Annotated in this window: 12 protein-coding genes; 4 read left to right on the forward strand and 8 right to left on the reverse strand. The window is 44.2% G+C overall.

Going from position 1 to position 14,868, the window contains the following annotated elements:
- The first annotated feature begins 89 nt into the window (after nt 1-89).
- Nucleotides 90-590 (forward strand): 2-oxo-4-hydroxy-4-carboxy-5-ureidoimidazoline decarboxylase, encoded by a 501-nt coding sequence (uraD, locus tag H6G03_RS13185; RefSeq protein ID WP_190464830.1) that lies wholly within the window; start codon nt 90-92, stop codon nt 588-590.
- Here uraD and H6G03_RS13190 read toward each other — a convergent pair.
- From H6G03_RS13190 to H6G03_RS13215, 6 genes are all read right to left on the reverse strand, one after another.
- Nucleotides 581-2,710, reverse strand: coding sequence for an NACHT domain-containing protein (locus H6G03_RS13190; protein ID WP_190464831.1), 2,130 nt, complete (start codon nt 2,708-2,710; stop codon nt 581-583). The genes uraD and H6G03_RS13190 overlap by 10 nt on opposite strands.
- Nucleotides 2,711-3,083: 373 nt before the next feature.
- Complete coding sequence (locus H6G03_RS13195; RefSeq protein WP_190464832.1) at nt 3,084-3,305, reverse strand: type II toxin-antitoxin system HicB family antitoxin; 222 nt, start codon at nt 3,303-3,305, stop codon at nt 3,084-3,086.
- Between the two features lie 86 nt (nt 3,306-3,391).
- On the reverse strand, nt 3,392-3,784 hold the full coding sequence (locus tag H6G03_RS13200; RefSeq protein ID WP_190464833.1) for a hypothetical protein: 393 nt from the start codon (nt 3,782-3,784) through the stop codon (nt 3,392-3,394).
- A 126-nt stretch (nt 3,785-3,910) separates the two neighbouring features.
- Nucleotides 3,911-4,744 (reverse strand): N-acetylmuramidase domain-containing protein, encoded by an 834-nt coding sequence (locus H6G03_RS13205; protein WP_190464834.1) that lies wholly within the window; start codon nt 4,742-4,744, stop codon nt 3,911-3,913.
- Nucleotides 4,745-4,822: 78 nt separating this feature from the next.
- On the reverse strand, nt 4,823-5,719 hold the full coding sequence (locus tag H6G03_RS13210; protein WP_190464835.1) for a peptidoglycan-binding domain-containing protein: 897 nt from the start codon (nt 5,717-5,719) through the stop codon (nt 4,823-4,825).
- 17 nt (nt 5,720-5,736) lie between these two features.
- Nucleotides 5,737-6,024, reverse strand: coding sequence for a hypothetical protein (locus tag H6G03_RS13215; protein WP_190464836.1), 288 nt, complete (start codon nt 6,022-6,024; stop codon nt 5,737-5,739).
- 192 nt (nt 6,025-6,216) lie between these two features.
- Between H6G03_RS13215 and H6G03_RS13220 the strand changes: the two genes are divergently transcribed.
- The 3 genes from H6G03_RS13220 to H6G03_RS13230 all read left to right on the forward strand — a co-directional run bounded on the left by H6G03_RS13220 (nt 6,217) and on the right by H6G03_RS13230 (nt 11,832).
- Nucleotides 6,217-9,954: a WD40 domain-containing protein gene (locus tag H6G03_RS13220; protein ID WP_190464837.1), complete on the forward strand. Its 3,738-nt coding sequence runs from the start codon at nt 6,217-6,219 to the stop codon at nt 9,952-9,954.
- 138 nt (nt 9,955-10,092) lie between these two features.
- Nucleotides 10,093-10,887, forward strand: coding sequence for a sulfite exporter TauE/SafE family protein (locus H6G03_RS13225; RefSeq protein ID WP_190464838.1), 795 nt, complete (start codon nt 10,093-10,095; stop codon nt 10,885-10,887).
- A 24-nt stretch (nt 10,888-10,911) separates the two neighbouring features.
- The gene (locus H6G03_RS13230) at nt 10,912-11,832 is read left to right on the forward strand and encodes an ion channel (protein ID WP_190464839.1); all 921 of its coding nucleotides are present in this window, start codon (nt 10,912-10,914) and stop codon (nt 11,830-11,832) included.
- 95 nt (nt 11,833-11,927) lie between these two features.
- Here the strand turns inward: H6G03_RS13230 and H6G03_RS13235 are convergent, their stop codons facing one another.
- The gene (locus H6G03_RS13235; RefSeq protein WP_190464840.1) at nt 11,928-14,540 is read right to left on the reverse strand and encodes a HEAT repeat domain-containing protein; all 2,613 of its coding nucleotides are present in this window, start codon (nt 14,538-14,540) and stop codon (nt 11,928-11,930) included.
- Nucleotides 14,541-14,623: 83 nt separating this feature from the next.
- Nucleotides 14,624-14,868 (reverse strand): hypothetical protein (locus tag H6G03_RS37545; protein ID WP_190462705.1); only part of this gene is annotated, 245 nt, incomplete at its 5' end.

A 14,868-nucleotide genomic window follows, 5' to 3' on the forward strand; every position in this document is an offset into this window, starting at 1 on the left:
AGGATTTAGGTTTAACCACAGATATCAGCAGATGAACGCAGATGAACACAGATGTTGATTAGAATTTTTGGAGGGGAGATAATAGACTGATGAGGTATCAAATAGCTGAGATTAATCAACTGAGTCAGCAAGATTTTATCGAAGTTTTAGGTGGAATTTTTGAGGATTCGCCTTGGGTAGCTGAAAAAGTTTATCGTAAGCGACCTTTTGCAGATTTGTCATCTTTACATCAGGCGATGGTGGGAGTGGTGCGAAATGCAAGTTTGGAGGAACAGTTGGAACTAATTCGATCGCATCCGGATTTGGGAAGTAAACTTAGAATGAGTGAATCTTCCGTGCAAGAACAAGCTGGTGCTGGATTGGATCGGTTAAGTGGTGAAGAGTTCGATCGCTTTCATTCCCTCAACCAAAGATACAAGAAAAAGTTTGGTTTTCCATTTATCATCGCCGTGAAAAATCATACTAAACAAAGCATCCTCAATGCTTTTTCTCAAAGATTAGAAAACCCCAAGGATGCAGAAATACAAACAGCTTTGCAAGAAATTGCCCAGATTGCTTGGCTTCGTTTGCGTGAAATTATTCAATCTTGACAATTACCCAGTAACATTCGCGCCTCAATTGCTTCCCAAATTTTTGGGGACATCCGCACTGCGGCTTGTTTGCACTTTACTATCAGCAAATTGGCATAGAGGTAATCTTCGAGAGCCTGTAATTCTTGACAGCATAAGCAAATTAGTTCGGGCTTAATCTTAAGAGCATTTAACCAGGTTTGAGAGACGCGATTGTTGAATCCTTGATGCACGTTGTCAGATCGATCAATACCCGGAGCTTTCGCTTTCAGCACTTCTAGTCGAGCAATTAGGACGGTAAAATTTACATCTTTGAAAATTTTGATATCCTGCAATTCTTGAGCGAGAGCGCGTGTGAGGGCGCGGGAGAAGGCGCGGGTGTGAGTGGCGGGACGGCAAGGAGTACGGGTAGAATTAAGAGTGCGTTCTAAGTTAGGATTAACAGCACGAGCAAGATCGAGAACGCGAGTTATTTCGAGGATACGACCGAGATTTGGACTGAGAATGCTGGCGAGTTCGTGAGCGCGATCGCGACCCAAAGCTAAGAACAAAGCAGTGGTTCGTTTAGCAGCTGGTTTAAAGTTTCCTTCCGTCCCTTCTGTCACCTGGTTTGACCAATTAAGTAGACCTTGTAATTTAGGAGTATTGATATGCTTTTGCGCTTCCTTTTCCATCATTAACAGCAACTCATCTGCCCCGCCGCGCATCAGTCCCGTTACTAGCAAAAATACTTCTTGCCAACGTTTATCGTTCAGGTGTTCGGCGACTAACTTCGGGATTTGGTAATGGTCGGTAATGTATTGAGCGGTTAAATATTCCTGAAGCGTTAAATGGGAAAATGAAAACACATCCTCTGCTCTTTCTACCAGGATTCCTTGTTGAACTGCGATCGCCTTCAAAACTCCTTCACCATCTAAATGCTTCGGTGCATTCAAATTACTAGCCAAGAAAGCCTTGATTTGACTAACAACCTCCTGCTGCGAAAAAAACAGTCGATCTGCCTCAAACCCTATATGGGCAATTTCCGCTAGTAAAATCTCTTCTAACTCCGTCCTCATTCCTTGATAAATTTCATCCTGCAAAATCCGCTTTTCCGCCGCCCATTCTTCTAACAAAACTCTCAGAGCTTTGCGGTAAAGAATACTGCGATTAGCCGGAAAGTTTTGCGAACGATCGTAAACCAGACACAGCAAAGTTAGCAACAAAGGAGTCTGAGCTAATTCTTTAGCTGCCGCATTTTCTCGTTTTTGGAGTAGTTGCCAGCACTTTTGGGCAGTGCCTAATTTTTTATCGAGTTCCGAATGAAACCAATTGCCAATAAATTGTTTAATTTGGGCATTGTCAAACTCTGCCATTGCCACATCAGTAAAGCGGCGAAAGTTTTGTCGGTATGCAGCCGTTCTGCAAGAAATAATAAACCGATTATTCTTGTAGAGATCGACAAAGTTTTGAATTTGGCCGATCGTCTCATTCATCACTTTAGCTGGCACTTCATCCAACCCATCCAGCAAAATTAACAGCTTTCCTTGCTCTAGTAATTTTGTCGTTGATTCTTCTGGGTTGGGAAAGTCGCAAAGACGAAACTCTTCAACAATCGATTTTTGCACATCCATATTTTCGGATCTAAATCCTTTCAACTCGATAAAAACGGGGATACACTCATGCTCAAATCCTCCTTGAAAGCCTTTTAAGACTTCCAGTCCCAGCTTCCGCAAAAAGGTAGATTTACCCGCGCCAGGGCCACCGAGTACCATTAAGTATTGCTTCTCGTTAGCAACTTTCAGTCCGTCTCGCTTCAGGCAATTTTTCGGTTGAAAACTTCGGGTTTCTCGGTAAGATATTTCTAAGTTTTCAATTGATTCAAAACGGCGGATATCCCACTTATCCAAAAACTGAACGGCGGTATATACTGATTCCAATGCGACAGGTTCGCGCATACCCAATACTTTTAAGATGCCGTGGCGATCGCTGTAGTTTTGGACGTATTGTTTGGAAGCTGTAAATATTAGATTTTGAACTTTTTTATCCACAGTTTCGCCCAATTGCCCTAAAATTTTACCTCCTGTTTCCCAAGCGTTTTTGACAAATATTCCAGCTAAGTTTTTGGCTGCTTCTAAAGCGATCGTTTCAACTCCGAGCATACTGTTATCCTTGAATATTGAGTGCAAGGTATGGCTAGTAATACTAATAAAAAGCACGCTCGTCTCTAAGTAAACCTCTTGTCAAAACAAGCAGTCGAGGTTATTAGAGGCAAACACAATACTATATAATTATCAACAAACTTTTAAATCTGGCGACTCACCCATTCCAGGTATTTTTCAAAATTATCAGGGCATTTATCGTCCCCTAATCTACCCCATTAATTCCTTTTTATCTCAATCCGGTGTTGCGAACAATAACTCGATCGCCTCTCCTTACACGCTGGGGGAGAGGTAAAGCTATTTAAGGAAAGGCGATATGGGCTACGCGCAGGCTACGCCAACGCACTTTTCCAAAGATATCCCAAATCCTTTATTATCCCACAACTGCTGCCACTTCTACATATTCGCATTCAGTAGTTGGTTGAGGAATAGGTAAACCATCTTCTTGCATTCCTTCTAAATGAAATTCGATCGCTTCTTGAATATTTTGTTTCACTTCTTCTATAGTATCTCCAACACTTACGCACCCAGGTAAATCGGGAACGTAAGCGGAATAATTACCTTCTGCTTTTTCAATCACCACCGCGTAACGCATTATTCCTCCAATTGCAATAGGTTGGTTTTCACCTCCGCGAAATCCAACCTCCCATTTTTTGATTAATTTTCCCGATGCCTATATTTCTATCTCAATCCGGTACTGCGAACAATAACGCTAGCACCTTTCCTTACCGTTAAGGTTGAGGGTGCGTTACCGTTTTGAGTAACGGGAGAAGTAATCGCATAAGAATATTCTCCATTACGCCAAGCCTTTGTGCAAACTCCATCTCGGCAAGTAATTGTACCGTTTCTTAAAGAGATACAGCGATTTTTTGTATCGCATCCTCGATAAGTTAAATTCCCCGTTCCGTTGACGCCATTCCAGGAATTTTCATTGCCAATATTTATCCGCCATTCGGCGTTTCTTAAAACTGTATCGGCAAGAGTTGGCGAAGCGAATGCGAAAAATCCGCTGGCGATCGAACTTAGACCGATCGCAGAAATTAAGCACTTGTTTGTCAAATTTTTTAAGTTCATAATTAATTTGTGTCACTACTTTTAAAGTTAACCCAAGTTTTAGCTCTGGTAATTCACCCATTGTAGCGATATTTGCTAAAAAATAGTACCCTATTCGGGTACTATGGGCATTGAATCCTGAAAAAATTAGTGCAAAATTGCTACTGAATTTGACCAGCGATCGTAAGCACGAGCAAGTTTGCCATCGTAATCATTGGCGCGGTAACTTTCTCCATTATAATGGTAAGCAAACTTTGCCCACTCGCGATTTTTTAAGAAAGCTGCCAGATTTTGATTTTGCACATACGCCACAAAAGCTTCTAATTGTTTGCCTTCGGAAGCGTACATCGCCGCCACGAAATATTGCACATCGTTGAAACCGCAGAGATTGTGATTGAATCCCATAATTTGAAACAAACCCCAGGATGCCGATTTCAGCGCTGCTAAGCGATTTAAGCTGATAGCTTGCTCTAGGCGCGGGTATTCCTTAGCGCCACCTTTATACAGTTCTCGTTTCCATTTTAAGCTAGAAATCTGAGGATGACTCAAGTCATACCGATGATTAGTAAATTCTGAGAATTTGTGAGCTTCAAACAGAATTTTCGGTCGTCCATCTTGCAGAAAACCGTTACCGTTGCTTTCTACTTCTACCACCGCTTTGATGACAGCGATATCACAATTTAGTAAGTCAGCAGCTTTGGTATAATCGCGCTCGGATAATAGGCGCGATTCCAGGGGAAGAGAGTTTGCTTGGATGAGCAGTTTAGCCGTTTCCTTGGTAATGACGCCGCTGGGTAAATGAAAAGCATTAGTAAAAGCATCGAGAGCCGCTCTTGTTTTAGGGCCAAATAACCCATCTGCACTTTGCGGCGGTAACAGTGAAAGCGAGCTGAGACGGACTTGAATCTGTTGGGTTAGTTCTCGATCCATGTCCTCAAATTTAACAGAATTGTCTTGGTTGTAAATATCTTGGAGTTTCATTTTATTTAATCCCGCTCTGGGCTGAATAATTTATCTGATTTCTCTTAAGTAGGGTGGGCATTGCCCACCCTGCTGCTACTACGAAGCTGGGAAAGCTTTAGCTAAGTCGTCACCTGGGATGATAGTTGTGAATAAGACGTATTTGTTGTTTAATTGATAGCGAACGTCTTGCTTAATCAACCGCATAAATTCCCGATGTTCTTGGCGAGATTGACCGACTAAGCAACCAGCGCTAGCTCCTTCAACTTTAGACATATCAAAACCCCAATGCTGGTTGATAAAAAAGTTAGAACCGATATCGATCGCATCCCCAGTTCGGATACCATCTTTGTTGCGATCGCGATATACTTTCACCGTTCCACATTGCACCAGCGCTTCATGAGGATCGCGACCGCTACCGTAATGCGTTCCTACTTGCCAAGCTTGGTATTGTCCGAAAGCAATTCGGGCGACACCATTAGCATTTGGGGGATGTTGAGTAGACCAATTTCCGGGTTCGGTTGTAGCTAACCAGTTACCCACAATTTTGGGAGTTCCTGTAGCTATTTCAATCACAATCCGGCGATCGTTCCATTCATTGAAACTATCCCGATTGGGTTTGCCATCAGCAGAAGCACCTTCAAGATAAACAATGTTGTAACGCTTTTCTCCAACCGCCACAAAGTATGCCTTTGAACGCATATACTTGATAATCCGGCTGGCTAAATCGTTGCTCAAGTTCAGCGGAATTGCTTCCTTAACTTCCAGCAGCGCTTTGCTAGTTTGTGGCCCCAATCCTGACTCTTGAATCTTGAGAATAGATTGCAAGTATTTCAGGGCTTGTGTGGAAAAGAAACCAAACTTACCGTCAACTGGTGGATCGAGCAAACCGAAACGAAACAGGTTAATTTGGACTTCTTCGGCAAGTGCAGTGTCTTGGGCTAAAGTTTCTAAAGAGATAGTCTTTGTGTTGGCAATAATATCGCGCAGTTGCATACAAACCTCGTTAAATATCAAGAGTTGCTAGTTTCCAAATCAGACTTGTTTGGGCCGGGTAACCAGTTCGGTGTATAAACTGAATTTTCAGCTTGCACCCGTCCGGCTAGAGTTGCACCAGTCGTAGCCAAAATAATCACGATATTTACAGTGCGATCGACCGTGATTTTCTTTTCTTTGACTGCCTCACCAACAATCGGCGCAATTGCCGCTACCGCTGTTAATGCTGCTGCCCAGAAAGTTTTGCTGGCAAAGATGCTTTTGGCTTTTGTTTCTGATAAGATTGGTTGGTTGATAGCGTTCATTTCATTTCGACCAACTCGTTTGCTTCATGAATTAAATCTAACTTCGTTCTTTCTGGTGTGCAGTGAGAAAAAGTAGTAAATAGTCACAAGCTTTTGTTCGAGAACCAATGGGTTAAACTCACCCAAAAAGGCGAGCGCAGTCAGAAAAAGTAAGTTAATATTATAAAAATCGTTGAAATCTCTATTAATAAAATGAATGTTGCCGAAGGTCTAGTTATCGTAGATCGAGTTCTGAAGTCAGAAAAGCTCAATGATGTTCAAGAGCAGATACTTCGCCGCTCCTGGGAAGGAGAGACTTATTCAGATATGGCAAAGGAACTCGGCTACGATCCGGAACATATCAAGAATGTTGGTGCTAAGTTATGGAAATTCCTTACTCAAGCTTTCGGGGAGGAAGTAACTAAAAGTAACTTTAAGTCAGTTTTGCGTCGCCGATCGCTGCAAAGCCCCATAGAAGAAGCTACCTCTCCCCCAATCCCTCTCCTACAAAGAGAGCGAAGCATTATAACTCCCCCCTCACCTACTAGGGAAGAGGGGTCTGAGGGGTTATCTCATAGAGATATCAAGCATTACCAGAATTGGGGAGAAGCGCCGGATGTCTCCGTTTTCTACGGTCGCACGGAAGAACTGGCTACCCTGGAACAATGGATAGTAAAAGAACACTGTCGTCTGGTGTTGCTACTCGGTATGGGGGGAATCGGTAAAACTTCCCTATCTGTAAAGTTGGCAGAACAGATTCAGGATAAATTTGAATTTACGATCTGGCGAAGTCTCCGCAATGCTCCTAAACTAGAAGATATCCTGACAGATGCGATCGAATTCCTTTCCCACCAAGAGGAAACCGAATTACCCGACACCGTAGATGGTAAGATATCTAGGCTGATTCATTATTTACGCCAACATCGCTGTCTATTAGTACTGGACAATTTCGAGACCGTACTGCGCGATGGCGATCGCGCCGGACACTATCGAGAAGGATTTCAGGACTACGGCGATCTTTTGCGACGGTTGGGAGAAGAACGCCATCACAGTTGCTTAGTGCTGACCAGTCGGGAAAAACCTAGAGAAATCTTTAGATTGGAAGGAGAAAAACTACCGGTTCGCTCCTTATCTCTGCCAGGTTTAAAAGTTCAAGAAGCACAAGAACTAATTAAGGCGATCGGTTCATTTTCTGGTTCGGAAAATGAATGGAGCGACTTAATTAAATATTACACAGGCAACCCACTAGCCTTGAAGATGGTGGCGGGTGCAATTCGAGATGTATTTGATGCTAAAGTTTGTCAATTTTTGAAATTTTTAGAACAAGGAACAGGGGTTTTTGATGATATGCGCGACCTATTAGAACGTCAATTCAGTCGCTTGTCAGATGCAGAAAAAGAGATTATGTATTGGTTGGCAATTAATCGCGAGCTTGTTTCTTTCTCCGAACTGCGCGAAGACATTATATCATTAGAATCGAAAAGAGAACTGCCGAATGCTTTAACCTCTCTGAGACAGCGAGCCTTAATCGAGGCAAGCGCATCGTGGTTTACGCTACAGCCTGTAGTTATGGAATATGTCACCGACCAATTAATCGAGGCAATTCACGAAGAAATAGAAACGCTAAAAATAGAATTATTTAATAATATATCAATTTATAAAGCGTTAAGTAAAGATTGTATTAGAGATGCCCAATTGCGCTTTATAGTAAATCCACTTAAGCAAAGGTTACAGGAGTATATAAAGGGCAAAAGCCTGGAAGGACATTTAATTCAACTGCTCTCAGAAATGCAGAAAACTCCGCAACTAGAACTGGGATACGCAGCCGGAAACGTCCTGAATTTACTTATTCAAATGAAAGCCGATTTAAGCGGTTATGACTTTTCTAAGTTAGCAATATGGCAAGCATACCTGCAAGGCGTAAATGTAAGGCGAGTGAATTTAGCAGGTGCGAATATAGCTAAATCCGTTTTTATTCAAACCTTCGGCATTATTATGTCCGTGGCAATAACGCGGGATGGAAAACTTTTAGCTAGTGGCGATGTGGATGGTGAAATTCGCCTGTGGCAAGTTGCCAGCGGTCAACTAATTTTCAGCCATCACGCACACGCAGATTGGGTATTTTCAGTTGCTTTCAGTCCGGATGGCAAAACTCTAGCTAGCGCCAGTGCCGACCAAACAATTAAATTATGGGATATTTCCGATCTGGATAATATTCAACAAAGTTTAACTCTGAATCAAGAGGGAGAACATAGGAATTGGATCCGATCGGTTGCCTTCAGTCCCGACGGTCAAACTCTGGCAAGCGGCAGCGTCGATACCACAGTTAAATTGTGGGATATATCTACAAATAAATGCCTAAAAACTTTGCAGGGACACAATAAAGGGATCTGGTCAATTGCCTACAGTCCCGACGGTCAAACTTTAGTAAGCGGCAGCGACGATACAACCCTAAAGTTATGGGATATTAATAGTGGTGAATGCCTCAAAACTTTGACAGGACACAGACTTTTCGTTTTGTCAGTTGCCTTCAGTCCCGACGGTAAAACAATCGCCAGTGGCAGTTTCGATCGCACAGTAAAACTCTGGGATACCAGCACAGGTAAATGCCAATACACTTTAACGGGACAGCAGGGACATAGAGATATAATTCGAGCGGTTGCCTTCAGTCCCGATAGTAAAATAGTTGCCAGCGGCGGTGCCGATACTACCGTAAAAGTGTGGGATGTCAGCACAGGTCAATGTTTAAATACCTTGCAGGGACACAAAAGCTGCATCTGGTCACTCGTCTTCCATCCTTTGGGTAAGACCTTAATAAGTGCTGCGGACGATCGTACCTTAAAACTCTGGGATACTCGCACAGGTGAATGTTTGAATACCGCACAGGGATACAGCAATTGGATACAGTCAGTCACCTTCAGTCCCGATGGTGAAACTCTCGCCAGCGGTAGCACCGATTATATCATCAGATTGTGGGATATTAAAACAGGTAAATGTGTCAAAACCTTGCAGGGACACAAAAATTTGATCCAGTCAGTCACCTTCAGTTCCGATGGTAAAACTCTCGCCAGTAGCAGCGCTGATTTTACCGTGAAAGTATGGGATGTCAGCACCGGTAAATGTTTGAATACTTTTACAGAACATCACCTTTGGGTCTTGTCAGTTGCCTTCAGCCCAGATGGTAACATTTTGGCTAGCGGTAGCGGTGATGGAACGGTAAAATTATGGAATCCCCGCACTGGTGAATGTTTGCAAACTATTGATTTGCAATCGGATCGGGAAGAACAAAATCAAGAACACGAACTTTGGAGTTGGGAAGTAGCTTTCAGTCCCGATGGTAAAATTCTCGCCAGCGGCGGAGAAGATTCAGCAGTAAAACTCTGGGATATTTCCAACATCGAAAACTGTCAGCACGTCGCCACTTTGCGAGGGGAAGTCGGTCATCATAAGGGAGTTTGGTCAATCGCTTTCCGTCCTCAGACGGATAACTCGCGTCCAATTCTGGCAAGTTGTAGCGAAGACACAACTATAAAGATCTGGGATATTTCCGATCTCAACAACTGTCAGCGCTTAACCAGTTTGGATGCACACGAGCAAGGAGTAGAAGCGATCGCCTGGAGTCCCGACGGTCAAACTCTCGCCAGTGGTGGTTGCAATAATACCGTAAAATTGTGGGATGTCGGTAATTTCGATAATTGCAAGAACGTAAAAACCTTAAAAGGACACCAGCGAAAAGTGCGATCGGTCGCCTTCAGTCGGGATGGTAAAATTGTAGCCAGCGGCAGCGAAGATGGCACTATTAAGCTTTGGGATGCGAACACAGGTAATTGCCTGAATACCCTGATACCGGAAAGACCCTACGAAGGAATGAATATTACTGGCGTTACCGGCTTAACTGAAGCTCAAAAAACCACACTAATTGCTCTTGGCGCAGTCGAACAAGAAGAATAAAGCTATTTGCAAGGTTTAGGGTGGTAGAGGCGGTTTTTTTGAATGCAACTGCGGAAAATACGGCCACCAACATTTGATAATTGCAAATTTTAGATTTTAGATTTTAAATTTAAAGGAAAATCTAAATTCTAAATTCAGATGAAACCTACAAGTTTGTTGATTTTAGCTGCCGCTGGCTTATTTGCGGGAATTTTAGCGGGATTTTTGGGCATTGGCGGCGGTACGGTACTTGTACCCTTTTTGGTTGCATTTAATTATACACCCGTGCAAGCCGTTGGCACTAGCAGCCTGTCGATTTTAATTACAGCTATTTCTGGCAGCATACAGAACTGGCGCATGGGTTTTTTCAGCTGGCAAAGGGTGTTGGCGATCGGATTTCCCGCTGTAGTGACAGCACAAATCGGCGTTTGGATAGCCAGCCGCATTCGCCCCTCTTTTCTGCTAGTATCATTTGCACTACTGTTACTCTTGAACATCTACTTAGTCGATCTGCGTCAGCGTCTGAGTGCCAGACAGCCTGTGGGAGATCGGGAGCATACTCAGTCCCCGATCGCTAAAAGTATTGCTAGAATTGCCACTGGGGGTGCAGCAGGCATACTGGCTGGTTTGTTTGGCGTTGGTGGCGGGGTGATTATGGTGCCCCTACAAATGCTACTCTTAGCAGAACCTATCAAAGCTGCCGTTCAGACAAGTTTAGGTGTCGTAGTAATTACAGGTATGTCAGCTTGTGTCGGTCACTTCTTAAAAGGCAATGTCTTACTTTTAGAAGGACTGATTTTGGGATTTGGTGGCTTCTTAGGATCTCAGATTAGTACGCGCTTTCTACCCAAATTGCCCGATCGAATCGTCAGTTTAGCTTTTCGCGCTCTGCTGGCGATTCTATCAATTTATGTATTCTGGCAAGCATGGCAAAAATATAATATAAATCAGTAAAATTTTGAGCCTGAGCGACAGCCAATGAAAAAAGACCGCCACCGCCTCAAATTGCCGCGCATTGCGAACCTGTATATGTCTTCACAAGGCTCCCACGACCGCCGCTTCAATGTTATCCGTAAAGGCTCATCCCACTCCCATTGGCGCGATTCATACCATTGGTTGCTCACCCTTTCCTGGCCGAAATTCCTCGCAGTAATTGTACTGTTTTATTGCGCCGCTAACGGACTGTTTGCCTTAGCATATTTGGCAGGAGGAGATTGCATTGCAAACGCCCGGACTGGCTCATTTCTGGATGCCTTCTTTTTTAGCGTTCAGACGATGGCTTCGATCGGCTACGGGGCAATGTATCCGAAAACCGATTACGCAAATTTTGTAGTGGCGATCGAAGCTTTGATCGGTTTGATGGCCCTGTCTATGGGTACGGGGCTAATGTTCGCCCGCTTTTCTCAACCCACTGCTAGGGTTTTATTCAGTCGCAACGCTGTAATTGCTCCTCATAACGGCGTACCGACGCTGATGTTCCGCACTGCTAACGAACGCCACAACCAGATTTTGGAAGCCCAAGTGCGGGTGAGTTTAATGCGCGATGAAGTGACTTTAGAAGGACAACATATGCGCCGCTTCCACGACCTCAAACTCGTTCGCAGCGAATCCCCCACATTTGCGCTGACTTGGACGGTGATGCACCAAATTAACGAGACCAGTCCTTTGTTTGGCGCGACACCTAAATCACTAGCAGAGGATAACATTGAGTTTATAGTTATGCTAACCGGGCTTGACGAAACGGTTGCCCAAACTATTCACGCCCGTCATTATTATGCGGCAGAGCATATCCTATGGAATATGCGTTTTGTCGATGTCTTTTCCAGGACGCCTGATGGACGACGTGCGATCGACTACTCTCACTTTCACGATGTTGTCGCTATGCAGGATAGGGGCTAGGGACTAGGGGCTAGGGACTAGGGTAAGAAGAGTCTAGAATCAAGGGTTTGAGAAATTAATAACGTTTTAACTGACGAAAGCAGTTGCTATTATTTTCAGCAATTTTCCAGTGCGATCGCTCTTATCCATCCCACCATATTTTCCACCAACTTCGGCTGATTCGGAGAAAAGAATTGCAAACATCCCCAACCCCCAAATCCTTCCCCTTGCAAAGAGAAAGTCGATCCACTTTTACTCGCCTCTCCTTGTAGGAGAGGGGTTGGGGGAGAGGTTACAACACCAATCGCCCCATCAAATTTACCCAATGCAGTCAGGAAAGAGTGCGAAAATCCCTGCGGTTGACTTCCTGTAGATTTTTCGTAGAACACCAAAATAATTTTGCGATCGCTTTTCAATAGTTTCCAATAAATTTTCAGCGCCTGCATCGTCGTCGGTTCTCCCTGCTGACGTTCCCGACAACCTTGCTCAACCATTTCGATATAAATTTCGGCAGCCGGATTATCCAAATCGATAAATTTGCTGACATCGATACAAATCAGCTTGACATTATCTTTGAGATGTGAATCCTTAGCAATTGCAGCTGCCAGCAGACTGGGTAATTCAGCCAGATTGAGGTTTTGAGTGATAAAGTTGGAACCAACACCAGTAGTTTCTGGAACTTCTGGATGAGTCGAAGTCGGCTGGTTGTGCCAAGCTTGATAAAAAGCCTGATAAGTCATATTTTGAGCGCAATGCCACAGAACTTTATAACAAGCTGCGTAGCGAAAATCGCTCTGATTTTGCAAATAATCCTTTAAGCTGGAGACTATTATGGGAAAGCGTTTATTGTCAAGAAAAGCTTTCAAGCAATCGGCAGCTTGGTTTGGGACTTCAGTTCTCTGACTTGTGAGCAGTAGATTGGTTAGGGCATTTTGGGCATCCGCATTGCCAGGATCGATTTTGGCTAATCTTTGCGCTGCATTCCCAATAATAGATTCATTTTGACTGTGTAGCAGCTCGGTCAGGGCTTCGATCGCATCCCTATTGCCAGAATCGATTTTCTCTAAGCTTTCAGCTGCTTGACAGCGGATCGACTCATCCTTAGTAGTATGCAACAGGTGAATGAGGGCAGCGCGAGCCTGTGGGCTACCAATTCCGATTTGGCCAAGCCCGTAGGCCGCTCTATAATGTATCTCCCTGGCTCCAGTAGTATAAGTTAGTTCAATTAGAGCAGCGATCGCATCAGGATTCCCCGTGCCAATTTCCCCCAAGCTTTCTGCCGCTTGCCAACGAATGTAGTCATCCGAACTGGTGTGCAACAAATCGATCAGTTCTGCGATCGCATCGGAGTTCCCCGGATCTATTTGCCCCAACTTCCAAGCAGAAATGGCACGAATGTTCTCAGATTGACTGGTTTGCATCAGATCGATCAGTGCGGCGATTGCATACTTGTTCCCCGGATCGATTTGCCCCAAACCTCTGGCACCTTGCCAACGCAGAAATTCATCCTGACTGTTGTGCAACAAATCGACCAAAGTTGCGATCGCAAACTTGTTCCCCGGATCGATTTGCCCCAAGTGCCGCGCAAAATGAAAACGGTTGGACTCTTCCTGACTGGTTTCTACTCGGTGAATCAGAGCAGCACAAGCATCAGCGTTGCCTACAGCAATTTGCGTCAATATCTGCCCTGTTTTATAACTGGTAGACTTATCCTGACTGGTGTTAAGCAACTTAATGAGGACAGCGATCGCATACTTGTTTCCAGGCTCGATTTGTCCCAAGAGCCTTGCAGCTTGCCAAACGGTTGGCTTATGCTCAGTTGTGTCGATCGAGTTGAGCAGATCTGCGATCGTTCGGCTTCGATCGGTCTCTTGCAAAGCTGCTCTAGCCACCTCTTTAAGTGGATCTTCAACAATAATATTGGCACCGCCAAAGGTAAATGGCCACCTTTCTTGCTTTTCAATTTTATTGACCCCAAACGCCCACTTAACTAGCTGCGTTACGATTCGATCGCCCAAGCTACATTCCCTGAACTCTGCAATGCCTGCTGCGGCTAAAAAATAAGCTCTAACGCCATAAAAATTCTCAATTCCGCATCCATCCTTAAATCCCACTAACGCCTCGATCAACTTTTCCTTTTGCTCTTTCGGCACATTTTCGCGCCCCAGCCACAGTAAAATCACTTGCTTCCACTGTGGCTCAAAAGTTCGATAATTACCTTGGCTGGGATTATGCGGTACGTGATTTATAAAATAGTGCCAATCCTCAACCGCCAAAGCTGCGAAATACTCTTGGAATGTTGGATGGTAAAAAGCATAAACTTTCTCACCCTTATTTTCTGTTTCTGCTGCCACTCCCACTTGATTCAAAAATCCCAACTGAAGCGCTAAATCAAATAATTCTTCATCTGGTTCGCCCAACACTTGACAGACAAAGCGATGTCGCAGACGAAATTTACTTGTTTCTTCAGATATTGCCTTCAAAGCCAATTCTCCCAGTGCCTTATTCAGCTTATGTCGTTGATTTGAATTGGTGGGAAATCTATCTCGCTTCCAATCATAAAGCGCTTCGATGAATTGCTGATAAAGCCCTGCTTTTGTATTCGGTAATTCTCCTTGCTGTCTAGCCCAAGTGCGACACAAAAGCGCTAACCGCAGAGGATTTTTGACTGCATCTTTAATGCGCTCTCTTCCCGATCGATCTAATTCGGAACGCAGACGATCGCCCAATCCTGGATCGCTCTTAAACCAAGAACGGATAAATTGCCCAACTCGATCGGGCGTTTGAACATCTCCCTGAAGCCACCCCAGCCCTAAAGGGACGGGGGTTCAAAATGCGATGAAACCTCCACTTGGCTCTCCCAAATTGGTACAACATCCAAGTTCTTAGTGTTGGCATTTTGAACTTTCGTTGCGACTCGCTCTGACTCTGGGAATTTCCCAAAGGAAGAAGGAACTTGTCCTCCTAATCGCAAGTTAATTTTCGTGGTCGCCTGTCTCCAAGCCGCATACAAGAGCGGTTCCGCACTTAACCAAGCGTTTTGTGCTTGATTCGCTT

This window comes from Aerosakkonema funiforme FACHB-1375, from assembly GCF_014696265.1.
Classification (GTDB): domain Bacteria; phylum Cyanobacteriota; class Cyanobacteriia; order Cyanobacteriales; family Aerosakkonemataceae; genus Aerosakkonema; species Aerosakkonema funiforme_A.